Annotated in this window: 20 protein-coding genes; 18 read left to right on the top strand and 2 right to left on the bottom strand. The window is 33.5% G+C overall.

What is annotated here, in order from left to right:
• Window positions 1–85: 85 nt before the first annotated feature.
• From BM157_RS08625 to BM157_RS08610, 4 genes are all read left to right on the top strand, one after another.
• A complete protein-coding gene (locus tag BM157_RS08625) occupies window positions 86–295 on the top strand; it encodes a hypothetical protein (RefSeq protein WP_022501284.1) in 210 nt (69 codons plus the stop codon).
• A gap of 120 nt (window positions 296–415) precedes the next feature.
• Window positions 416–1,081 (top strand): L-serine ammonia-lyase, iron-sulfur-dependent subunit beta, encoded by a 666-nt coding sequence (sdaAB, locus tag BM157_RS08620; RefSeq protein ID WP_055306482.1) that lies wholly within the window; start codon window positions 416–418, stop codon window positions 1,079–1,081.
• A 3-nt stretch (window positions 1,082–1,084) separates the two neighbouring features.
• Entirely contained in the window at window positions 1,085–1,963 is an 879-nt protein-coding gene (sdaAA, locus tag BM157_RS08615; RefSeq protein WP_022501286.1) for an L-serine ammonia-lyase, iron-sulfur-dependent, subunit alpha, read from the top strand.
• Between the two features lie 570 nt (window positions 1,964–2,533).
• Window positions 2,534–4,492 (top strand): methyl-accepting chemotaxis protein, encoded by a 1,959-nt coding sequence (locus BM157_RS08610; protein ID WP_318255880.1) that lies wholly within the window; start codon window positions 2,534–2,536, stop codon window positions 4,490–4,492.
• A gap of 168 nt (window positions 4,493–4,660) precedes the next feature.
• Here BM157_RS08610 and BM157_RS08605 read toward each other — a convergent pair whose 3' ends face one another.
• A complete protein-coding gene (locus BM157_RS08605; RefSeq protein ID WP_022501288.1) occupies window positions 4,661–5,836 on the bottom strand; it encodes a DUF4317 domain-containing protein in 1,176 nt (391 codons plus the stop codon).
• A gap of 493 nt (window positions 5,837–6,329) precedes the next feature.
• On the opposite strand from BM157_RS08605, the gene BM157_RS08600 reads away from it, so the two are divergent.
• From BM157_RS08600 to BM157_RS08585, 4 genes are all read left to right on the top strand, one after another.
• Window positions 6,330–7,400, top strand: coding sequence for a 6-phosphofructokinase (locus tag BM157_RS08600; protein WP_055306486.1), 1,071 nt, complete (start codon window positions 6,330–6,332; stop codon window positions 7,398–7,400).
• Window positions 7,385–9,748, top strand: a complete 2,364-nt coding sequence (ppk1, locus tag BM157_RS08595) for a polyphosphate kinase 1 (RefSeq protein WP_318255879.1) — start codon at window positions 7,385–7,387, stop codon at window positions 9,746–9,748. Before BM157_RS08600 ends, ppk1 begins: the two co-directional genes overlap by 16 nt.
• A gap of 190 nt (window positions 9,749–9,938) precedes the next feature.
• Window positions 9,939–10,499 (top strand): DUF5662 family protein, encoded by a 561-nt coding sequence (locus BM157_RS08590; protein WP_090140728.1) that lies wholly within the window; start codon window positions 9,939–9,941, stop codon window positions 10,497–10,499.
• Window positions 10,500–10,614: 115 nt separating this feature from the next.
• On the top strand, window positions 10,615–11,346 hold the full coding sequence (locus BM157_RS08585) for a GTP pyrophosphokinase family protein (RefSeq protein ID WP_318255878.1): 732 nt from the start codon (window positions 10,615–10,617) through the stop codon (window positions 11,344–11,346).
• A gap of 326 nt (window positions 11,347–11,672) precedes the next feature.
• Here BM157_RS08585 and BM157_RS08580 read toward each other — a convergent pair whose 3' ends face one another.
• Window positions 11,673–13,607, bottom strand: a complete 1,935-nt coding sequence (locus BM157_RS08580) for an EAL domain-containing protein (RefSeq protein ID WP_090140726.1) — start codon at window positions 13,605–13,607, stop codon at window positions 11,673–11,675.
• 316 nt (window positions 13,608–13,923) lie between these two features.
• Here BM157_RS08580 and BM157_RS08575 point away from each other — a divergent pair, with 316 nt between their 5' ends.
• The 10 genes from BM157_RS08575 to BM157_RS08530 all read left to right on the top strand — a co-directional run bounded on the left by BM157_RS08575 (window position 13,924) and on the right by BM157_RS08530 (window position 24,832).
• Entirely contained in the window at window positions 13,924–14,634 is a 711-nt protein-coding gene (locus tag BM157_RS08575) for a response regulator transcription factor (protein WP_090140724.1), read from the top strand.
• 29 nt (window positions 14,635–14,663) lie between these two features.
• Window positions 14,664–15,932, top strand: a complete 1,269-nt coding sequence (locus tag BM157_RS08570; RefSeq protein WP_090140722.1) for a sensor histidine kinase — start codon at window positions 14,664–14,666, stop codon at window positions 15,930–15,932.
• Window positions 15,933–16,029: 97 nt separating this feature from the next.
• Window positions 16,030–16,692: an ABC transporter ATP-binding protein gene (locus tag BM157_RS08565; RefSeq protein WP_022501701.1), complete on the top strand. Its 663-nt coding sequence runs from the start codon at window positions 16,030–16,032 to the stop codon at window positions 16,690–16,692.
• A gap of 109 nt (window positions 16,693–16,801) precedes the next feature.
• Complete coding sequence (locus BM157_RS08560; RefSeq protein ID WP_090140720.1) at window positions 16,802–19,465, top strand: ABC transporter permease; 2,664 nt, start codon at window positions 16,802–16,804, stop codon at window positions 19,463–19,465.
• A 226-nt stretch (window positions 19,466–19,691) separates the two neighbouring features.
• Window positions 19,692–20,456, top strand: a complete 765-nt coding sequence (locus BM157_RS08555; protein WP_055306493.1) for a tRNA threonylcarbamoyladenosine dehydratase — start codon at window positions 19,692–19,694, stop codon at window positions 20,454–20,456.
• 513 nt (window positions 20,457–20,969) lie between these two features.
• A complete protein-coding gene (locus BM157_RS08550; RefSeq protein WP_090140718.1) occupies window positions 20,970–21,752 on the top strand; it encodes a zinc ribbon domain-containing protein in 783 nt (260 codons plus the stop codon).
• Window positions 21,745–22,071 carry a hypothetical protein gene (locus BM157_RS08545; RefSeq protein WP_022501697.1) on the top strand — a complete coding sequence of 109 codons (327 nt, stop codon included), beginning with the start codon at window positions 21,745–21,747 and terminating at the stop codon, window positions 22,069–22,071. Before BM157_RS08550 ends, BM157_RS08545 begins: the two co-directional genes overlap by 8 nt.
• A complete protein-coding gene (locus BM157_RS08540) occupies window positions 22,061–22,729 on the top strand; it encodes a hypothetical protein (RefSeq protein ID WP_022501696.1) in 669 nt (222 codons plus the stop codon). The genes BM157_RS08545 and BM157_RS08540 overlap by 11 nt, the downstream gene beginning before the upstream one ends.
• 95 nt (window positions 22,730–22,824) lie before the next feature.
• The gene (locus BM157_RS08535) at window positions 22,825–23,241 is read left to right on the top strand and encodes a hypothetical protein (protein ID WP_022501695.1); all 417 of its coding nucleotides are present in this window, start codon (window positions 22,825–22,827) and stop codon (window positions 23,239–23,241) included.
• A 157-nt stretch (window positions 23,242–23,398) separates the two neighbouring features.
• Complete coding sequence (locus tag BM157_RS08530) at window positions 23,399–24,832, top strand: ABC transporter ATP-binding protein (RefSeq protein WP_022501694.1); 1,434 nt, start codon at window positions 23,399–23,401, stop codon at window positions 24,830–24,832.
• The last annotated feature ends 14 nt before the right edge of the window (window positions 24,833–24,846 follow it).

Raw genomic sequence — 24,846 nt, 5'->3', positions numbered from 1 at the left:
AATATAGTTAGAAATTGATTAATGGATTTATAATTTAAAAGCTAACAGATTGATAGATTAATAAATAAAAGAGGAGCTGATAATAATGGGATTTATTAATAAAGAAAAGGTCTTAAGAGGTGTTGGTAAAGCTGTTGACGTCACTAATAATGCGGCGGATAAGGTTACAGATTATGTAAAAGAAAATGAACTGGATAAGAAGGCTAAAAGTATGGCTGATGAATTTGGTGATGCAATGAAATCAGTAGGAAAGAGCTTAGAAGATACATTTTCTAATATAGTAGGAAAGAAGTAAATATTTCAAATAAAACAATGCAAATAGAATGATAGACAAAATTATTAATACCAAGTTCACAATAATTCAGAGTAAATATTATTAAATATATTTTAAGCATCTGGATTCACGGAGGATTTAATGGATATATTTGATATAATTGGTCCGGTTATGGTTGGACCATCAAGTTCACATACAGCGGGTGCGGTAAGGATTGGATATATATCCCAGAAGTTGATGGGAGAACAGATAAAGGAAGCAAATATTTTGCTGTATGGTTCTTTTCTTGATACAGGAAAGGGACACGGAACTAATAAGGCTATAGTTGCAGGACTACTTGGAATGCAGCCTGATGATATGAGAATACCACATAGTATGGAGATTGCCGAAAAAAAAGGAATAAAGGTGACATTTGGAAAATCAACGCTGAAAGAAGCACATCCTAATAGTGCACAGATTATATTAACAGGTATTTCTGGAAAGCAGCTTGAGGTTGTAGGTGAGTCACTTGGTGGTTCAAGAATAAATATCGCACAGATTGATGGAATAACAACGAATTTTTCGGGAGATTATCCAACTTTAGTTGTGCATAATCAGGATCAGCCGGGTCACGTTAGTGAAGTGACATCAATGCTTGCACACAAATCCGTGAATATTGCAAGTATGCAGTTGTATCGTTCTAACAGGGGCGGTAATGCAGTAATGGTTCTGGAATGTGATCAGGAGATACCACGCGAAGGCATAGAATGGCTCAAAAAGGTTGAAGGAATAACTAAAGTAACATATTTATCGCAAAAGGGAGATTAAATAATGAATTATCATTCTATAAATGATTTGGTGGAATTATGTCATAAGAACAATGCACAGATATGGCAGGTTATTATGATGGATAATGCACACGAGCGTATGGTTTCAGAAGATAAGATTTTTGAAAATATGCGTCTGATGTATAAAGCTATGAAAACTGCAGATAATAATTATGATAAATCTCTTAAGTCACCAAGCCGGATGGCAGGTGGTGACGGAGAGCTGATGTATCAATATAACAAATCAGGCAGGAATATATGTGGAGATTTTGTAGGAATGGTTATGGAAAAAGCTCTTAAAATGGGAGAGTCTAATGCGTGTATGCGTAGAATAGTAGCTGCACCTACAGCGGGGTCTTGCGGAGTAATTCCAGCGGTATTTATATCATATGAAACATATTTTAAGGCACTTGAAGATGATATGGTTAAGGCGTTGCTGATTGCTTCAGGAATTGGAGCAGTTATAGCAGAAAATGCTTCTATAGCCGGGGCATCAGGAGGCTGTCAGGCAGAGATTGGAAGTGCAAGTGCAATGGCGGCGGCAGGGTTGACATTTCTTCAGGGAGGAGATAGCCTGCAGATAGTTAATTCGAGTGCATTGGCATTAAAGAGTATGTTAGGTCTTGCATGTGATCCGGTATGTGGACTTGTAGAAGTTCCTTGTATTAAAAGAAATGTTGCGGGAGCTATGAATGCAATAACGGCTGCACAGATGTCTATGGCAGGTATTAAAAGTGTAATATCACCAGATGAAGTTATTGATTCAATGCAGAGAATTGGTGCGGCAATGCCATCAAGTTTAAAAGAAACAGCCAGAGAAGGTCTTGCTATAACACCAACGGCAGAATTAATTAAAAGAGAGCTTGACAAAGTGACAGATTAATTATTATAATAATAACACAGGACAATAAATCATTAAAAAAGTATAAAAAATACAATTTTTCAGTTGCTATATTAAAAGTAACCTATTATAATATGTAAAAGTGTCAGGTAGATATTAATAATTGTTTTGCATATTGATATTTAACTGATGAGAAAGATTTTATTATTTAATGTTAATTTAGGTTAATTATTAATTGACAATATTTAATAAGATATTATAATAGATTGTGTCAGGTTATGATATTTGAAAGTTAGATGATGTTTGTTTGGTTATATTTTTGAGAACCTGATACTAAGTTTAATTTGGACGAAAGTATATTGGACAATCTCCAAAGCCAATATACTTGACTATATTTCTATCCCCTCTACTCATCCCCGGTCACCCCAGACCGGGGAACTTTTTTATTTATAGAACACTTGCTGAATGGGATTAATTTATATCTAATAATACAGGAAAATATGTGCAAAAAGAGTAGAAAAATGTAGAACATTTATATTTATTTATGTTATAATACTTCAACGATATGAAATGATATATTCTATGTTATATAAGAAACTAGGAGGTTATGGTATGGAAGATACAACAAAGGTTGATGCTGAATCTACGATGCCTGAAGCAGATAGCGAGGAAGCTGTATCAGAAGTGGATAAGAAGGTAAAAGTTCCAAAGTCTAAAAGATTTGGAAAGAAGGAATCAGCTAAGCAGCCTGTAAAAGATAAATTGAAAGCTGACAAGCCTAAGGTTGTTAAGAGTAAGTCTAAGAAGTCAGTTAAGAATAAGGATATTTCTAATGATAATAACACATCGAATGAGTATAGACAGCCGGGACTTAAGATGAGTATTAAAGCAAGACTTATAGCTAGTTCTGTTCTTCCTACAGTTGTGGGTATTACAGTAGTGCTTATTATTGCAATTGTTAATATGTCAGCTGGTATGAATGCAGAGGCATCTAATGGACTTGTGCTTCTAGCAGAGGCAACAAAGTCAAGTTATGATAATACATATTCTGGTGATTGGCGTGTCGATAATAATGGTAACATTTTTAAAGGTGATACTAATCTTTCACAGAAGCAGGACGGAATTGATAAGTTTACAGATGATAATGATGCAGATATTGCAATCTTTTATGGTGTTGATTCCAAGGTAACATCATTAAGAGATTCTAATAATAAGAGAATGTTGAGCCTTAAAGCACCAGATTCAGTATGGGAAAAGGTTAAGACAGGAGAGACATATAAAGCAGATCATATCGATATTGATGGAGTTGATTATACAGGTGTATATCTTCCATTAAAGAATTATAACGGCAATATTGTGGGTATGTTATTTGCTGGAGAACCAAGAACAGCTATAACATCATTTATTATACAGAAGGTTATAGCACTTGTGGGAGTAACAATTATTGTTCTTTTAGTAATAGCAGTGATATCATTGATGCTTTCCAGAAAAATTGCTAATGCTTTAGTGACAGTCAACAGATTATTTGTTTCCCTGTCTAATGGTGATTTAACTATGAAGGTTGATCCTAATATGTTAAAGCGTAATGATGAGATTGGAGAGATGGCGGGTTCTGTACAGGCACTTATCAGCAAACTTAATGGTATTGTGACAGGACTTACAGAATCAGCAGATCAGTTATATAAGTCTGGAGATGAGATGGCGGCTACAGCGAGCCAGTCAAGTAAGGCTACAGAAGAAATATCAAGTGCAGTTGAAGATATATCAAAAGGAGCTGTGTCGCAGGCAGAGGAAATCCAGAATGCTTCATCATATATTGCTAATATGGGCAAGCTTATTGAGGATATTGTTGAGAAGGTATCTAATCTTACACAGGCGGCTAATGTTATGGGTAACGCAGGTGATACTTCAATGAATACTATGGTTGAGTTATCTGAGTCTAATGACCATACTACAGAAGCAGTTAATAAGATTGCAGATCAGATTGAGCTTACTAATGAATCGGTTGGCAAGATTGGAGAAGCAGCTGCATTCATTACTAATATAGCAGACCAGACAAGTCTTTTAGCACTAAATGCTTCAATCGAATCAGCAAGGGCTGGTGAAGCGGGAAAAGGATTTGCAGTTGTTGCATCTGAGATACAGAAGCTTGCATCACAGTCAGATGAAGCGGCTGGTGAGATTAAGCAGATAATTGAAAATCTTAAGCAGGAATCAGAAAAGACTGTTGAAGAGATGAATTCTACAAAGCTTCTTATTAATGAGCAGGTCGTTAAGCTTAATGCGACAAGGGACAGTTTTGTTGATGTTAGTGATGGCATTAATGTATCAAGACAGGAGACAGCAGCAATTGAGGTTAATGTAGGTTCCTGTGATGACGCAAGACAACAGGTTAATGACGTAATAGCTAATCTTTCCGCTATTTCTGAACAGAATGCTGCATCAGCTGAGGAAACAACAGCTTCAATGCAGGAGCTTACAGCTACAATTAGTATGCTTTCAACAACTGCTAATGATTTGATGAAGATATCAGAGAAGCTTAACTCAGAAATGAAGTTCTTTAAGATATAGTACATAAGCAGATATGTGAATTATAATCATCTGTTTAGTGCATAAATAATAAAAAATACCGCATTAATGTGGATATTCCATAACTTGGAATATGTTACACATTAATGCGGTATTTTTTATTATAAGTATTATTGTATACAATAATGCTTATTTTATTGAATAATTAATCTAGTATATATTGTTATTAGTATTTTCATTGCGGTCAATTACTTCGCCGGTATCAGGATTAACAGAAATTCCATTTACTTCAAGATGTTCATCAATCTGGATAACGAGGCACTGCTTTCCGTCAATTACACGGGTTTCTACAAGGTCGGTTTTATCAGGATTGATTTTGATTACAACATCGGGTGTCTTTACTTCAAATTTTCTTGAAGGTGTGATATTGTTAGCGGCAAGTTTTCCATTTTCTCCAGCAGCCATCTCAAAATGTTCTTCAAAGTCAGCAAGCTTTTCTTCTTTTACGCCGCTTTTTTCAAGAATTTCCTTAACTTCAGTCTTATCAAGCATTACAGGAGCGCTTGAAACAGCTTTGTGTTCATCAATTATTTCATTGAGGTTGTCGTGAATATTTTTAACAGTTTCATAGTTACAATCATCACCAAGTGTTTCAGTTACTAATGCATTGAAGGTTTCTTTCTGTACATTGGCTGGAAGTGGAATTTCACAGCTAAGTACATATGTAAGAAAATTCTGTTGGAAATCATCTATATCTTTACAGTGATACAGAATTTTTTCATCATCAGAACTCCGATTATTAAAGGCTGGGAAAAGAAATGCTATGTCAGGATTGTCAACCATATGGCTTTGAACCTGATTGTGGAAAGTCTTATCATTTTCAAAATATCCAAGCCCAGGTTTAGAGAGAGTAACCGGACAGATACAGCATAAAATGTAGTTATACACTTCATCAGAAGCGTCTTCCATAGCAATATTATCTGCAGTCATACCCGGAACATCATATGCCTGATTGATTACAAGAATTAAGTAGTTGCCAGGATAATAATAGTTGGCGATTATTTTATCATATAATTCATTGAGTTTATTCTCGTCTTTTAATTCGCTGTCTCTTAGCTCAAGCAGAAAATCGTGAGGCTGTTTATCGCCGTAGGCATCAAGAGTAAACTGCATATCAATAAGGTTACGTCCTGGTGTGCCAGAAAGACATTTTTTAAATATATCTATATATTTATGGCGTTCTTCCTCAGGAAGATTGAGGAATGTTTCATTAATAGTTGTGACTTTATTCTTCTCACCATCAACATAACATCCGCATAATTTAAGAATTCCACAGTCTTCTATATTGAATTGTGATTTGATTTCATTAATCTCTTTTCTTGTCATATTAATCCTCCATAAATGCCGGTGTATAGATAACGGCATACTAATTCAGTGCTTCTTATTGTATCATAATGCATTGAAAAATGTAATTAGTATTAGTTGAAATTTATCTAATTGAATATATAAAAAGTATATAAGTTTTAAAATATATATGTACAGTAAAAATATAGTGTGATATACTATAAATATATTAATTTGGTATAGATGTGAATACATTGTATAGTATATTTAATTTACATAGATTTTACATATAAGTTCGTTAAACTTTACATAACTACTATAATATAATGTCAGAAATTGCAAAACTATGAAGCAATTTATTGAAATATATCAAGAATGAAGATATTAGATAGTTGTTTAATGTACAATAGAAAATAATAAGTAACAAAGATAAAGATATAAGTGTAAAAATAAATTTTTACACGCGAGGTTGTGTCTGTGCACACTAGACATAAGCTTGATATGTACAAAAATGTGTGCAGGAATGGAGATTAATATGAGAATAGGAATGTTGACAAGCGGTGGTGACTGTCAGGCACTTAATGCCGCTATGAGAGGTGTAGCTAAAAGTCTTTACAATAAAGTGGATGATGTTCAGATATATGGTTTTCTTGACGGGTATAGAGGACTTATTAATAATACATATAAGCTTATGGATATTAATGATTTTTCAGGGATATTAACTATAGGTGGAACCATACTTGGAACATCAAGAACACCATTTAAGAAGATTAATGAACCTGATGAGAATGGTAAGGACAAGGTTGAGGCAATGAAGCACACATATAAGGAGTTAGGGCTTGATTGTCTTGTAATATTGGGAGGTAATGGTACACATAAGACAGCCAATCTTTTATATAAAGAAGGACTTAATGTTGTAACACTTCCTAAGACGATTGATAATGATCTGGTTGGGACAGATGTAAGCTTTGGTTTCCAGTCAGCAGTTGATATAGCAACGAATACCATAGATTGTATACATACAACTGCGGCATCACACAGCCGGGTATTTATAGTTGAACTTATGGGACATAAGACAGGCTGGCTTACACTGCATGCGGGCATAGCAGGTGGATCTGATGTAATACTTATACCAGAGATACCATACGATTTAGATAAGGTTGTAGAAGCAATTAATAAAAGAATTAATGATAAAAAGCATTTTACAATTCTTGCAGTTGCAGAAGGTATAATATCCAAAGAGGAAATGTTATATAGTAAGAAAGAACTTAAAGAAGTAAGAAAGAAGGAGCATTATCCATCAGCAGCATACAGAATTGGTGCAGGTATTATGGATAGAACAGGTCAGGAAGTAAGGGTTACTGTACCAGGTCATGTACAAAGAGGTGGAAGCCCTTGTGCTTATGACAGGGTATTAGCTTCAAGGTTAGGAGCTAAAGCAGCAGAACTTATAATGAATAAAGAATATGGATATATGGTATGTGTCCGCAATAATCAGATAGATAAGATTGAATTAAATAAAGTTGCGGGCAGATTAAAGACTGTAGATCCACAGGCGGGAATAATTACAGAAGCAAAGGCGATGGGAATATGTTTTGGAGACTAGGATTTTGGAAGAAAGATAAAGAGGCTCATATGACTATTAATAATGATGACAATAAAGAAGTTAATAATAAGAAGAATATCAGTGATAATAAAGAGATGAATCAACCAGAGTTTAAAGAGATTAATTCAGATAACGCATATATTAATAAAGATGTATATCAGGCAGAGGTTAAGAATAATACTTCAGCCGATGAGGTTAAGAGTAATGTTTTAGTTGGTGAGATAAATGGCAGTGCTTTATTCGGAGATATTAAGAGCAACGCTTCAGGTGCTGATGTACCAAAGCCATATTTTGCTAACCGAGAGTTGTCTTGGCTTAAGTTCAATGAGAGAGTAATTGATGAGGCTGCGGATTTAAAAGTGCCTTTATGTGAGAGATTAACATTTGTATCTATATTTAATAGTAATCTTGATGAATTCTATATGGTAAGAGTTGGTTCATTATATGACCAGATGTTGCTTGCTAAGGGAAATAAGCACGATAAGAATGCAGGATTTGATAATAAGACACTTATGACAGCAAGAGAGCAGCTTGATGCTGTCTTTAGTGAGACAAGGGAATTACTGCATAAGAAAGATAAGATATATCAGCAGCTTATGTATAGATTTGAGGAGCAGGGAGTAAAGCTTATAAGTTTTAATGATGTTGAATATTCAGATGCTGTATATTTAGAGGAATATTTTAATAATTCAATTCTTCCTATATTATCACCACAGGTTATAAGCAAGAAGAATCCATTTCCATTTCTTAAGAATAAAGAAATATATGCAGTGGCACTTCTTGGTTCAAAGAACAATGACAAGATAGGTGTTGTTCCGTGCAGTAATGGCGTATTTGACAGACTTATTCCAATACCATCAGACAGTCATAAGTATATGCTTATTGAAGAACTTATACTGCATTTTCTTCCAAAGATATTTAAGAAATATAGTGTTAAGAGTAAGTCTTTGATTAGAATTATAAGAAATGCAGATATAGATATGGACGAAGCATTCTATGATGAAGAGATGGATTACAGGGATACTATGGAACAGCTAATTAAGGAAAGAAGGAAGCTGTGTCCTGTAAAGCTTGAATATTCAAGAGTGCTTGATGATAAAGTAATATCTGCTTTATGTAAGGAACTTAAGCTTGATAAGAAGCAGGTATTTTATTCTGAGTCACCTCTTGAGATGTCATTTATATCAAAGATACAGGATGACTTAAGAAGCAGGAGAGAGTTGTTCTATGAAAGACGCGTACCACAGAATTCAAGTAATATTGATATTAAGCAGCCGCTTATAGACCAGCTTGCTAAGAAGGATTTATTGCTCAGTTATCCATATGAGAGTATGCATCCATTAATAAGGCTTCTTAATGAAGCAGGAGGTGATGACAGGGTTCTGTCAATTAAGATGACATTATACCGTGTTGCCAAGAATTCGCAGATAGTAGAGGCACTTATTGATGCGGCTGAGAATGGCAAGGAGGTTGTTGTACTTGTTGAACTGAGGGCAAGATTTGATGAGGAGAATAATATTGAATGGTCACGCAGGCTTGAAGAAGCAGGCTGTAAGATTATATACGGAATAGACCATATCAAGGTTCATTCAAAGCTTTGTCTTATAACATATAAAGACGGAGAAGATTTTCGTTATATAACACATATTGGAACAGGTAATTTTAACGAAAAAACTGCCAAATTATATACAGATCTTGCTTTATTTACTTCAAGTGAAGCTATTGCCAAGGAGACAGCAGATGTATTCAATAATCTCGGACTTGGAGATGTTGTTGACAATACAGAGCATTTGCTCGTTGCACCTAAGTGCTTACAGAATAAAATCCTTTCATTAATTGATGAGCAGATTGCTATTGCAAAAGAAGGAAAGGAAGCTTATATAGGAATAAAGATTAATTCGCTCACAGATAAGGTTATAATAGAGAAGCTTGTTGAGGCATCTATGAGCGGGGTAAAGATTGATATGATTATAAGAGGGATTAGCTGTATGGTTGCAGGAATAACCGGATATACAGATAACATTACAATCACAAGTATTGTTGGTAGATTTCTTGAGCACTCAAGAATATATATATTCGGAAAGGGTGCAGATATGAAGATGTATATTTCCTCAGCAGATTTTATGACACGTAATACTCTTAAGAGGGTCGAAGTTGCTGGACCGGTATATGATGAAAGTATTAAAGAGCGTATATTACATATGTTTAATATAATGCTTAAAGATAATGTTAAAGCAAGAATTATGGGAAGTGACGGCAACTATTACCATAAAGGTATTAAAGAAGGTGAAGAGTCGATTAACTCACAGGAATACTTTTATGATGAAGCGATAAAGGCATCAAGGTAATATGTGAGATTAATCAATAAAGAATATATAAAGTTATTAAGTTTTTCGATTTTTCGTATTAAGACTTGCTGTAATGCTTGAATTTGCTTATATGAATACTGTATAATGTGCGTGGTAAGATAGTTTAATAATTAACAATTTCTAACAAACGGACTGTTAGGATAAAATCAGGCATGGAGGATTGACAGTAATGAAGCCGGGTAAGTTTTTTCATAATTTTTTTGGACATTTGCATACTATTAATACGCATAAGTTAGAGGTTATGAAGAATTGTTTTCGTGTGGGTCTGTATAAGCAGGGACTATTGCACGACTTATCCAAATATAGCTTTTCAGAGTTTATTCCAGGTGTAAAGTATTATCAGGATGGTAACAGAAGTCCGAATAATGCACAGAGGGAAGCAGAGGGCTGTTCAACAGCGTGGCTTCATCATAAAGGAAGAAATAAGCACCACTATGAATACTGGATAGATTATCCAGCTAAAGGTGGTGATGGAAGTCTTATAGGAATGGAAATGCCTGTTAATTATGTTATTGAAATGTTTTGTGACAGGGTAGCTGCAAGTAAGATATATAATAAAGATAAGTATACAGATGCAGATTCTTTGAATTATTTTAAGAGAGGAATGGATCATTATATAATTAATTCTAATACTAAGGAATTATTGTATTCATTACTTGTTATGTTGTCAGAGAAAGGTGAAGATTATACATTTGCTTATATTAGAAGGAATATACTGCATAATGGATAATTGTGCTGTTGATAAAGCATTTTACAAGCAAATAGCAGGAAGGAACTTATAATAACTAATGGGTATTGAAGATTTTTTAAAACAGGAAGAACAGAGATTTATACGAGAAAATCTTATGTCAGATGAAGTTTTTGATTTTATAAGAGAGAATACAATGCCATTTAATGAACTTATGGCTTATTACAGATGTGCAATTATGGAAGTTGAGACTAAGTTCAAGGTTCTTAATGAGCAGTTTTCTTTACAGTATGACCGTAATCCTATAGAGACTATTAAGACAAGAATAAAGTCAACAGAAGGAATTATCAAGAAAGCTAACAAGAAGAATATTCCATTTACAATGGAATCTATTGAGCAGAATATAAGGGATATTGCAGGAATAAGAGTAATATGCTCATTTACAGAGGACATATATATGCTTGCTGATTGTCTTTTACAGCAGGACGATATAATACTTATCGAGAAAAAGGACTATATCAAGAATCCTAAAGAGAGTGGTTATAGAAGTCTTCATCTTATCATTGAGATACCGATATTCTTACAGAATGAGAAACGAAGAATGAAGGTTGAAGTTCAGCTTAGGACTATTGCTATGGATTTTTGGGCAAGTGTTGAGCATAAGCTAAGATATAAGAAGAATATTCCAGACAGCGAAGCTGAAATACTTGCATTGGAATTATCAGATTGTGCTAACCAGCTTGCACAGTTAGATGATAAAATGGAACAGATTAAGAAACGAATTGTTGAGGCTGAGAAAGAATCAGCACCTAAGGGTGACAGGAAAAGACCTCTGCCAACGATTGGTGGGATGTTGATTAAGAATAGGATTAATGGATTGATTAAATAATTAGTGGTAGTATTATTATACGATTATATTTAAAATCCCCATATATATAATGACCATTATACTTATTATTGGTAAGTATAATGGTCATTTTTTATATTTAGCTTATAAGGAATTGCGGATTAATATATTAATAATTAGAAGAAAAAGTAATTATTAAAAATATTTATTTATGGAAAACATCAATTTACATATATAAAAAATACCAACCTATAATAGTTAGATTATCAATCATAACAATTATAGGTCGGTATTTGATTACAATCCATTTTATTGGAATTTAGTACCGATTATAATATTATATAAGTATGTCATTGATAAGTAAGATATTAGGATATAGCCCTTTCCAGCTTATCAAAGTAGTCTTTCAAATTAATAACAGGCTGTGGCTTAGCATATTTGTAACCCTGAATATAATCAAAGCCTTTATCTATGCTGTAAGATGCCTGCTCTTCATTTTCAACGCCTTCAATTAATAATACAAATCCCTGTTCCTTGAATACGCTTGTAAGGTGAGATACAATATCCGATACAGCGGAGTTATCAAGAGATTTGTAAAGCAGTGTTTTATCGAACTTGATTGTGTTAAATGGACAGCCAATTATTCTTTCAAGGTTAGAGTATCCAGTTCCGAAGTCATCAAGATAGAACTTGATACCTGACTCATTAAGCTTTTCCATATTGTGAATAACCATATTGAAATCATCAAACATAGCACTTTCTGTAAGTTCAAGACGGATATGTTCTGGCATAATATTATTGGAATTAATTATAGCCATAAGTTCATCAAAAAGATTACGATTAGATAATTCTGATGATGAACAATTGATAGTTATTGCATCAAAGTCATATTTCTTCTCAAATTCAGCTACAATCTTACATACCTTGTTAAGAATTATTCGCGTTAAAGTATGAATACAGTTATTCTTCTCAGCAATAGGTATGAACTTATCCGGATATATGATTGTTCCATCAAGTGAGAGGCGCATAAGTGCCTCGGCTGTTCTAAAGCTGTTGTTATTAACACTGAATATAGGCTGTGCATAGCATAATACACGTTCGTCATCAAGGTCATTCTTATTGCGGATATCAAGAAGAAGCTGTTCAATCTTGTATGCCTCGTGAAATTCCTTGTAATCCTTATCTGTAGCAAGATAACACTGATTGCCCGGTTCATTGGCAATTTTATTAAAAAGGTAGGCTGACATTGAGCTTAACTTATGTGTTGATGATACAACAGGATTGCTCTGGATAGCAGCTATTCTGTAGTTAATTGTGTAAGATGAAGCAGTCATATAATCAATTATTGCCATCTCCACATTATTGAGAAACTGCTTTATTTTGTTTTCATCCTTGATATATAAAATCATAGCAAATTCATCATTGGTAAATCGGTAAATATGAACCATATGATGAAGCTTTTCAATTCGTCTGCATACATTAGCGGCTGTTTCTTCAACTTTTTCATTATGAATAGCATAATTTACATTTTTAAGCTGAGGAAAGTTAAGGTATACAACAAGAAATTTACGTTTCATTGATACACTGTCTGTAAATCTTGCTTCAAAGGAGTGCATATTCTGACAGCCAATAAGTTCATCATATGGATTGCTGTGAAATAATATATAATATATTAAAAATGGTAATACATATGTGAGACTTGAAAATATTATATTGCTTGTCATAAATTGAACTGAAAGCATTATGAAATCTACTGGAATAAATATTAAAGCATATTTATTGACTACCTTTGGAATTGAATGTTTATTTAATAATATGGATAAAAGGCATATTAAACAGGTTATTATGCCAAAGATAGCATAAAAATTAATATAATATTCTAATGGCAATAAACCATCAATTATATCCGGTAATTTACCAGATACTGCAAATGCAAAAACAGCTATAGCATAAGTACAGCCGAATGATAATACTTTTGATTGCAGATTTTTCGTGTGATGTAATGTCCTTGTTGAAAGAAGACATATATACACATAGAGCATCATTAGTAATGCAAGGTATTCTGCTAAAAATGCTAACGACAGGAATAATCTTAATTCTCTGTTAAACATATCGGTATGAGCCTGACTATAAAAAAATGCAAGCTGCGTGGCGATAGATATCATCGATAAAAGTATTCCATAATGAATGATTTGGTACGAACTCGTCTTTCTTGGATTGGAGTATAACATAAGAAATGTCAAAAATCCGGCCACAATTAAGCTTACAAGTTCAGCAGTTACGTTACAATTCCCTATTAACATATAAGTTTCCCCCTGATAGTATAAACTACAAGTATGTATTATACACGAAAATTATTGTTTATACAATTCATAAAATAATTCAAATACAATCAAAATAATTCAATCCCAGACAAAATTGATAAATATTATTTAATAATGAAACTATATTTGTATGGATATATTAAACAGGGTATACAATTAAAATATTTTATTGTATATATTATATAATAATGTGAACTTAAGAAAAATAAGAAAAATAGCTGATTAAATAATAAAGTGTATTAAACAGTAGTATTATGATAACTGTGTAATTAAGAATTAAGATTGGAGAAAAGATATGAGTAATATTTTATTAATAGAGGATAACGAAGCAATAATTATGGGGCTGGAATACCTTTTTACCAATAATGGTTATAATGTCAGGGTTGCAAGAAGTGCATATCAGGCAAAGGAGATATTAGAGAATGCAAAGGACACTGAAAAATATAGAACTTTAATTGGAGCTGGTGATGTATGGAACATAGATATTGTCATACTTGATGTAATGCTTCCTGATGGGGATGGCTTTTCGCTTTGCAGAAAGATTAAAGCTGATGATATAGCCCCTGTCATATTTCTTACAGCTAAAGATGAGGAGAAAGATGTTGTAATGGGGTTGGAGTTAGGTGCAGATGATTATGTTATAAAGCCATTCCGCAATATGGAACTTCTATCGAGAATTAAGAATGTGCTAAGAAGAAACCGGAGCGGCAATGAGCTTACATTTGCAGATTTAAAGATGGACGTTGATATAAGAAAATTGTACAAGGCGGATAATGAAGTTAAGCTCACAAAGCTTGAATTTGAGATATTAAAAATACTGTTACAAAATCCTAAAAAAGTATTTACAAGAGAAGAAATATTATCACATATATGGGACTCAGCAGGCAACTTTGTAAATGATAATACACTTACAGTTACAATGAAAAGACTTCGTGATAAGATAGGCGATAAAGAAGGAAATATTATTGTGACGGTCAGGGGCGTAGGTTACAGATTGTCAGATTAGAAAGAATATGATAACAGATTGGAGAGAATATGGGTGCATATAAGAATAAGCAGGCGGTTAAAAGCCTGCTATTAATAGGTGTAGTGCTGGTTGTCAGTGTAGTGACATATATTTCCTGGATAAGCTGGTATACACATAAGTATAAGAATATGGAGAATACATATATAAGATGTATTATGGAAAATGTTATTAACCAATATCCAGACCTTGATATGGAAGAAATTGCGATTATATTAAATAAGTCCTACAGTGAGCTTGAAAGTAGTACGACATCAGAAGAATTTGACAGTATATTAAGAAAAAATGGAATAACAGATAATACATTTTACATTAAAGATATGAGTGACATAAGAAATGTCAATATCATAGTCAGCACTTCGATTATAGGCGTGATGTCGGTATTGTTTATTATATGTTTTTGTATGTATTTAAGGAGAAGGAAGAAAGACATTTTCGAGTTGCAGGATTATATGGATAAAATATCACGCGGTAATTATGAGCTGGAAATAAATGATAATTCAGAAGACGAGCTTAGCAGTCTTAAGAATTCGCTATATAAAATTATGGTATATATGAAAGAACAGGCGGACTCAGCCAGAATAAAAAAGGTTATGTTAGCGCAGTCTGTATCGGACATATCACACCAGTTAAAGACACCGCTTACTTCAACGCAGGTTCTATTGGATAATCTTAATGACAATCCGGATATGGACTATTCTACAAGAAAGAAATTCATATATGAAGCTTTAAATCAGGTTAATGGAATGAGCTGGATGATTGTGTCTATGCTTAAGCTGTCAAGAATTGATGCAGGTGTAGTTGAGTTCAATAATGAGAACATTTCTATTAATAAGATTATAGAAGAAGCTGTCGGTAATCTTGAGGTTATAGCAGAAATTAAAAATGTAAATATAGAAAAGAATATCGATAATCGCAATGAAGATGAATTGAATAAATCGGACATCTATATAAATGGCGATTACAACTGGAACAGGGAAGCATTACAGAATATTATTAAAAATGCAATTGAACATAGTAGACATAAAGGTACTGTAAAGATAAATATAACAGATAATGATGTGTATACAGCAGTGTATATAACTAACAGAGGTGATAAACTGAGTGACCAACGACAGAAGCAGATATTTGAACGATATTACAGTGAAGCTAAATACGAAGATAACAGTATGGGAATAGGACTTCCTCTTGCTAAGGCAGTAATTGAGAAGCAGGGAGGATATATAAGTGTGGAGTCCGATGATGAAGAAACAGTATTTATAGTTAAATACATAAAATAAATGTCACCGAAATGTCATTTTATCTGTGTATATTGAGATATGTAATAAATCAATGCATATTTATAATCTATATTTACGACAGAAAGAGAGGCAGTATATGGAGATATTAAAGGTAGAACATCTTGTTAAACAATATGGCAAAGGTGACAATGCTGTACTTGCAGTAAATGACATTTCATTCAGCGTGGAACAAGGCGAGTTCGTAGCTATAGTGGGAAGTTCAGGAAGTGGTAAATCAACACTTCTTCACTTGCTTGGCGGTGTGGACAGACCTACAAGTGGAAAGGTATATATACAGGGTGAGGATATATATTCACTGAATAGTGATAAGATAGCGATATTCAGAAGAAGACAGGTAGGGCTTATATATCAGTTCTATAACCTTATACCAATTCTTAATGTTAAGGAAAATATTACTTTACCTTGTGAGCTTGATGGCAGGACACCAGATAAAAAAGAACTTTGTGATCTTATTAATACTCTTGGTTTAAAGGACAGGGTGTCACATCTGCCTAATCAGTTATCAGGTGGACAACAGCAGAGGGTATCAATTGGCAGGGCACTTATTAATCACCCGGCAATACTTCTTGCGGATGAGCCGACAGGAAATCTTGACTCACGCTCAAGTGATGAAATCGTAGAATTATTAAAACTCTCTAATCAGAAATATAATCAGACAATTGTAATGATTACCCACAATCTTGAAATTGCAAAGATTGCAGACAGAATATTACGAATTGAAGATGGCAGGCTTGTATAAAGATTATGAACAGGCACGAGTCTTATATAAATAGTTTCATAATTTTATAGGATTTTATAAGATATAGAATTATGTAAATTCATGAAACGGGCTGGAAAGGAGAGTTTATATGCAGATACTTAACAGGTTGACAATAAGGAATCTAAAGCTTAATAAAAAAAGAACAATTGTTACAATTATTGGTATTATACTTGCAACGGCACTTCTGACTGCGGTTGCAGCTATGGCGGTAAGTTTAAAAGAAAGCATAACGTTAAGAGCAAAGAAGGTAGATGGAGATTTTCATCTTCTCTTATATGATATGACTGATAAGGAAAAGGAGTCAGTTATTAATAACAGGCAGGTGGAAAGTTATTACGAAATGCACGAAGTTGGTTATGCAGTGCTTGACGGCTGTGTTAATGACAGTAAACCTTATGTTTATATTGAAGCACTTGATAGTGATACATTTGAAAAGGCAGAAATAAATGTAACATCAGGAAGACTTCCAGAAGATGACAGCGAAATAGTTATATCAAGTCATATTAAGACCAATGGCGGTGTTAAATACAATCTTGGAGATGAGATTACATTTGATGTAGGCGACAGGACATATAATGGTAAAAAGCTTTATCAGAATGATGATTATAGAGAAGATGAGCTGCTTGATGTAAAGAAGACTAAGACGTATAAGGTTGTGGGAATATGTGACAGGCTTCCATATGGTGAAGAACCAAGAACTGCACCGGGTTATTCAGTCATTACATTTGCAAATAAGTCAGATACATCTTTGAATAAATCGGACATATATATCAGGTTTCATAAAAAGGTACTTAAAGACAGATATAATATAACTGCGGATATATTAGGTGTCGATAGAATTTTATTTAACAAGCAGTATTCAGGCAGCCCAACAGATGAAGAGGCAGAGATATTAAAGAACCAGCTTGATAAGGCACATTCATATTACATTAATAACAGTCTTATAAAGTATGAAGTGTTTTATGATTCAAGTGTTGCATTTGTATATAATATGGCGGCTGTTGTTATGGTTATAATTATTATAACTTCAGCGGTATGTATAAGTAACAGCTTTGCTATATCTATTAACCAGAAGACTAAACAGTACGGAATGTTAGCTTCAATTGGTGCTACGCCACGCCAGATTAGAAAAAATGTTTTTTTTGAAGCTGCGTTTATGGGTGTAATAGGTGTTGCAGCAGGCATAGTCGTGGGTCTGTCAGCAAGTTATATTCTTGTCATATTGAGTAACAAAATGCTTATTGATACATTAGAAATGAGCATTGTGTATGCACCATCTTTATTAGGAGTGCTTTTATCAATTGTACTTGCGATAGTTACGATTGTATTGTCGGCATTAGTACCAGCAATAAGGGCTTCGCGAATGTCACCAATAATGGCTATCAATCATAGTGAAGATATCAAGATAAAATCTAAGTCATTAAGGACACCGGAATTAGTCAGTAAAGTATGGGGTGAAGGAGGTGTCCTTGCCTATAAGAATATGAAGCGTAACAAGAGAAAATACAGGGTAATCACTATTTCTATTGCGCTTAGTGTAATGACATTTATTGCTTTATATGGATTTATGAGTTTATTAACAGATTCAGCCAACAGATACGCTAATGGCAATATAGATTTAAGGGTGTATATGTCTTCATATAAAAGTATGTCTGTAGATGAGGCTGATAAAAAAGTAAGTGATATTGTGAACAGGATAAATAATGAAACGAATATAACTGATTTTACATTTGCAAGAGGCTTTTATGCTTCATTAAAAGATGAACCAAAGTATAGTAGTGATTATAAGGAAGTAAATAAATATGAGGCAGGTTTATCAGAAAATACTGGTTACTATATAAGTATTATTTCATTAGGTAATGAAGAATATGAAAAGTATATTAAAAAGCTTGGTATAAGCAAGGAAACTGCACAGAGCGGAGGAATACTTGTAGATAATACATATCAGTACATTAATAATGGAAATAACGTAAAATATTTTAATGTATATGATGGTTATAAAGCTGGTGATGTATTAACTTATAGAATTGATACTTCAAACAGCAGTAAATCATTGGATAATAGTAAATCGTCAGATGATACAACATTTTACGATATAAAGATTGTGGCACTTAGCAATGAAAGGCCATTCGGATATGAAAATGCTTATACTTCTTATGGCTATCTTATTGTAAGTGATGATTATATGAATCAGTTTAATCCCGGGGATATTGATTGCAGTGTACTTCTTAATATTAACTGTGACGACCCTGATAAAGCACAGGATATACTTGTGAATGAATTTGATATTGGGAAGAATAACATAGTTAATGCGGCACAGGAAAGAAGAAACAATGAAAATCTAATTCTGACAATCAAGATATTCTTATATGGATTTATTGCTGTTGTTTCATTGATTGGAATTACAAATATATTTAATACTGTTACAACCGGAATGGAATTAAGAGGCAAAGAGTTTGCAATGCTTCAGTCGATAGGTATGACAAAGAGAGAATTTGATAAAATGATAAGGATGGAAAGTGTATTTTATGGAAGTAAAGCCCTTATAATTGGTGTAGTGTCAGGAACAATACTTTCTTATGTCATATATATTTCGGCAGGAGAATCGCAGTTAAAATACACTTTACCATTACTAGCTATAGTTATGTCGGTTATTGTTGTAATTATACTGCTTCTTGGAATTATGAAATATTCGATAGCACAGATAAGAAAGCAGAATATTATAGAAACAATAAGAAATGAGAATATATAAATAAATGTATTGATGTAAATATAAAAATACGAATATATAAATAAAAATATATAGACATGAATATACTATAGAAGAAAATATATAGGTATAAATATATAGAAGAAAATGTATGGAAGAGTAATAAAAGTATTGCTTTGACAGAAACTTCTGATTATAATATAATCTCTTATTGAAATACTACCATAATGGTAGGTTTAGTAATTAATAATTCGGAATGGAGATAAAGATGTTAAATCAGTTTTCAAGAACACAATTATTGCTAGGTGAAAGTGCAATGCAGGAACTAGCTAATAAGAGAGTTGCTGTATTTGGAATAGGCGGAGTAGGCGGATATGCCTGTGAAGCACTTGTAAGAAGCGGCATAGGCGCATTTGACCTTATAGATGATGATAAAGTATGTCTTACCAATCTTAACAGACAGATTATAGCAACAAGAAAAACTGTTGGAAAGTATAAGACAGAGGTTATGAAAGAGAGAATGTTGGAGATTAATCCAAATGTTGATGTAAGAATTCATAATTGTTTCTTTCTTCCAGAAAATGCTGATGAATTTCCATTTGATGAATATGACTATATAATTGATGCGGTAGATACTGTTACAGCTAAGATTTCAATTATTATGAAAGCAAATGAACTTGGAATTCCTGTTATAAGCAGTATGGGAGCTGGTAATAAGCTGGACCCGACAGCATTCAGGGTTGCAGATATATATAAGACAAGGGTGTGTCCTCTTGCAAAGGTTATGCGCCGTGAACTTAAGAAACGTGGCGTTAAGAAGCTTAAGGTTGTATATTCAGAAGAACAGCCAACAAGGCCAATCGAGGATATGTCGATAAGCTGTCGTACTAACTGCATATGCCCACCAGGAGCAGAACACAAATGTACAGAAAGACGTGATATTCCGGGAAGCGTGGCATTTGTGCCATCTGTTGTAGGGCTTATAATTGCTGGAGAGGTGATTAAGGATATCGCAGGGGTTAATGCAAAGTAGGACTTATAGGATAAAATATTTTGATAGAAACAGCAAAGTAATTAAAGTGATTACAATATTTAATAAATAAACTAAAAGAACCTGAATGATAATGATATCAAGTGGCAATTGATATGATTATCATTCAGGTTCTTTTTGGGAGAGTGATAACTACAAATTTAAGGGAGTAGGTAGTTATCTGTTTATGAAAAAGTTTATTGAAAGCAATGTCATATGTCTTTCAACAATGATTATATTAGAGGGAAAATGTGAACGTGATATGTAAAAGATGTGAGTAAAATGTGAATTATAAAAACAAAATATAAACTAATGCAATAAGACTGATTATATATTATAATAACGTATGTTTCATTAAAGAATATTTCATCAAAGAAGATTTTAGCATATTACGCTTAGTTAATATGAAAAATATATATTATATTAAAGTATAGTATAAAATAATACATTTTATTCGTATATACAATAAATAATTATCTATAAATAGCATAAAAGAGAGAAAAAGTGAGGGAAAGCGTGGAAAGGGAGAATATTTATAAAGGCAGTACATTTAATATGAAATGTCAGTATTGTGGGGCAGTGCTTAATCTGACCGATGAGGTGTGTCCGCATTGTGGCAGGAAGAATAGGGCAGGGGAAGCCTATAAAAAAGATTATGACAAATATCAGTCAAAAGTTAATACGGCGGAAAAATCAATAAGCGCACAGCAGCTGTATACAGTAAAAGTGCTTGTGCGTGGAGTGGCTATAGCGGTGCTTCTTGCAATGTTTATTGGTCTGGTGGTGTATATGCTTACACACGACTGGTATTTTATTAAGCAGAAAAATGCTGTTAGTGAATATGATACGGTGACAGCCACGTTAGACAGATATTGGGAGAATGAAGATTACTATGATTTCTTTAATTATAGTGACAGCATTAATATATCAGGCTGGTCAGATGGTCCGTATCTTGATTATCACCCACAGATAGAGGCTGCACAGATATACATATTTGTGAATAATTATATAAGTGAATATCTTGCCACGGATAATATATTTGATAAGAATAAGGCACTGACGGATATTTGTGGTCTGCTGGATGAATTTTATGATTTGGATAACCTTCATTATATATATGGAAAGCTTGCGGTTGGAGATACGTCTGATGAGAAGGTAGAACAGATTTATAAGAATATGGATGCAATATTAAAGACATATTTTTATGTGAGTGATGAACAGGTGCAGGCTATAAGGACGGCGGATAGTACGCAAATCCAACTTATTATAGAAGAAAGTGTGAAAAATAAGTATGAATAATAAAATGAATGTGATATGTCCTTCGTGTGGCGCAGAATTTAATAAAAATCTCAGCCAGTGTCCATATTGTGGCAATTCCAATTATTATGGACAGGAAAAATCATATATGAAAGGACTGGCAGGACTTAGGCAAAGGCTGGCAGAACTTGCTGATATTAATAAAAAAATAATTGTAGAAGAGGCTGTAAAAGTGCTTGTCCTTGTACTGGCGGTTGTAATCATACTGGTGGCAGCTATATTTTCTGTAAAAGCAATTGACAGACACAACGAAAGCATTGCCGTTAATAATATAAGAAAAGAGATAATAGATGGAAGATAAGTATTATACAGAAAGTCATAAAAAAGCCATAGACAGGTATGATAAAGATTTCAATAATACAGAAAAGAATGTACATAATAAGGCGGACAGTAATTCAAAGAAAGCTTACGCATTTGCAATACCCGCAGTTGTTATTGCACTGCTTCTTATAGCATTTATTGGTATTGCATTAACTGGCTCTGTAAAAAAGGCTGTAAAGAAATCAGCAATAACGAATAATTATACAGAAATAAGTAATAAAATATATTCATATCTTGATAGCAGTAGTTATAAGGAATTATCGGATTATAGTGATGAGATAGATGCTCTTGATAATAAAGCATTTGATAAAGAATATTCGGTTCTTATGGGTGTAAGATATTATGTGTGGTCAGTGGGATTTATGAATACTAACGATAGTGATAATTATAATCTTACACAGTCAGATGTGTCTAATCTGGCATATTATCTTTCGCAGTTTTACTACTATACACAGTTATCGGCATATAAAGATAAAGAAGTAACTATGACATCAGACAATGAAAAGTATCTTAACAAAATGCGGGAAGATATGGGAGTACTGCTTAAGAAATATTATCACATTACAGATGAGGATTTAGAGGCTATTGATACATTTTCAAGCGCACGAATTGAGCAGTGCCTTATACAAAGAGGATAGATGTGAAAATGGATTTTTTATACGCAGGATTTATGTTTGTATACATTTGACACAAAGCCGATATGCGCAAAATGTGCGCAGGAATGAGGATTATTATGAAGAAAAGCAGATTAATTATTATGGATATAATTATTGTAATTCTTGTTGTTCTTAATGCTGCGATGATAATAGCGGTAGCAGAGAATTATAATGATGAGAACAGGACATATAATACACGCTGGTTTATGAACCTGTATAAGAATGATGAATATGGCAGGGCAGTAGATTATGCCAGCAGGGATAAGATTGTGATAGATAATATTCAGGACAATGAACTGGATGAAAGCATAGCGGTTGCAGAGTATTATAATGCGGAATTTTATAAAAATGTATATAAGACAATGGGAAATACGCAGAAGCTAAAGCAGATGGAGGAGCAGTCTGATATGGCATTAAAGAGAATGGGAAGCCTGTCAATATTAAAGCAGAAGATAGATAGTATAGTCAACGTACCTGACAGGCAGACTAAATAATAAAGTAATAGAATAATAAGGCAATAAAGTAACAATATAATGAGATATTGAAGATTATTATTGATAAATCTATGTATAATTATTAAAATAACAGATAGAAGTAATAAGGCATATATGCTGAATTAATAAATTAACCACGAGGTGCAAAAGGAGAACGATGGCAGATAATATAATAGAATTAAGACATATTAGTAAAGTATATAGTGATAATGGATTTAAGGCTGTAGACGATTTTAATCTTGAAGTAAAAAGAGGAGAGTTCGTCACTTTTCTTGGACCATCCGGATGTGGTAAGACTACTACATTAAGAATGATAGCAGGATTTGAGATGCCAACAAGTGGAGAAATACTTCTTAATGGAGAAGATATATCACAGCTTCCAGCAAACAAAAGGCCTATTAATACAGTATTCCAGCGATATGCTTTATTTCCACATATGAATATATATGACAATATAGCATTTGGACTTAAACTTAAAAAGCTGCCAAAAGAGGAGATTAGAAAGAAAGTAAAGAGAGTTCTTGATATAGTTGACCTTGAGGGGTTTGAGAATAGAAAGATATCTACCTTATCAGGTGGACAGCAGCAAAGAATTGCAATTGCAAGAGCCTTGGTTAATGAGCCGGAAATTCTTATGCTTGATGAGCCGTTAGGTGCACTCGATTTGAAAATGCGTCAGGAAATGCAGATTGAATTGAAGCATATGCACGATGAACTTGGAATTACATTTATATATGTAACACACGATCAGGAAGAAGCACTTACAATGTCTGATAAGATTGTTGTTCTTTCAGAAGGCAGGATACAGCAGATTGGTACGCCTGAGGATATATATAATGAGCCGCAGAATGCATTTGTAGCTGACTTTATCGGTGAAAGTAACATTTTCAAAGGTATTATGACAGGACATATGAAAGTAAGATTTTGCGGTGGTGAATTCATAGGAATGGACGATGTTCCAGAGGGTACACTTGTCGATGTTGTTGTAAGACCGGAAGATGTAATTATAACTAAGCCAGAGGACGGAATTATTGAGGGCGAAGTTGTGTCGGTTATATTCAAAGGTATGCACTATGAGGTTACTGTTGAATCGGGCAAGTACGAAATGGTTATAAGAACGACCAAATGTTATTCTGTCGGTGAAAGAATTGGTATGAAGCTTGAGCCGGACGGAATTCATATTATGCTTGCTGAGGACCATACAACAAGCTTTGTTACTAATATTAATAGTGATTATACACTTGATTTTAATGGCAAGGTTATTAATTGCGATTTAACAAAAGTTATTCCTAAATCAAGTATGAAGAACAATGTTTTAGTTGATGAGAATAATGAGGCTATTGATACGGCTAAGTTAAAGGTTATGGTTTCAATCCAGCCATATGATATAAGAATGAGTGATAATGTGGAGGAAGGTCTTGTATCTGGACATATTATCAACCTTATCTATAAGGGTGACCATTACAGTTACGTTATAAGAACAGAATATGGACACGACCTTATTGTAGATGATGAGTACCTGTGGAATATGGACGATGCTGTAGGGCTTGTTATGCTAGAAGACAAGATGAAGTTCCAGTTAAAAAAGTAAGTAAAGGGAAAGGA

This window comes from [Lactobacillus] rogosae, from assembly GCA_900112995.1.
GTDB classification, from domain to species: Bacteria; Bacillota; Clostridia; order Lachnospirales; family Lachnospiraceae; genus Lachnospira; species Lachnospira rogosae.
The sequence above is the reverse complement of the archived record's forward strand: the minus strand, read 5'-3'. Positions and strand labels throughout refer to the sequence as shown.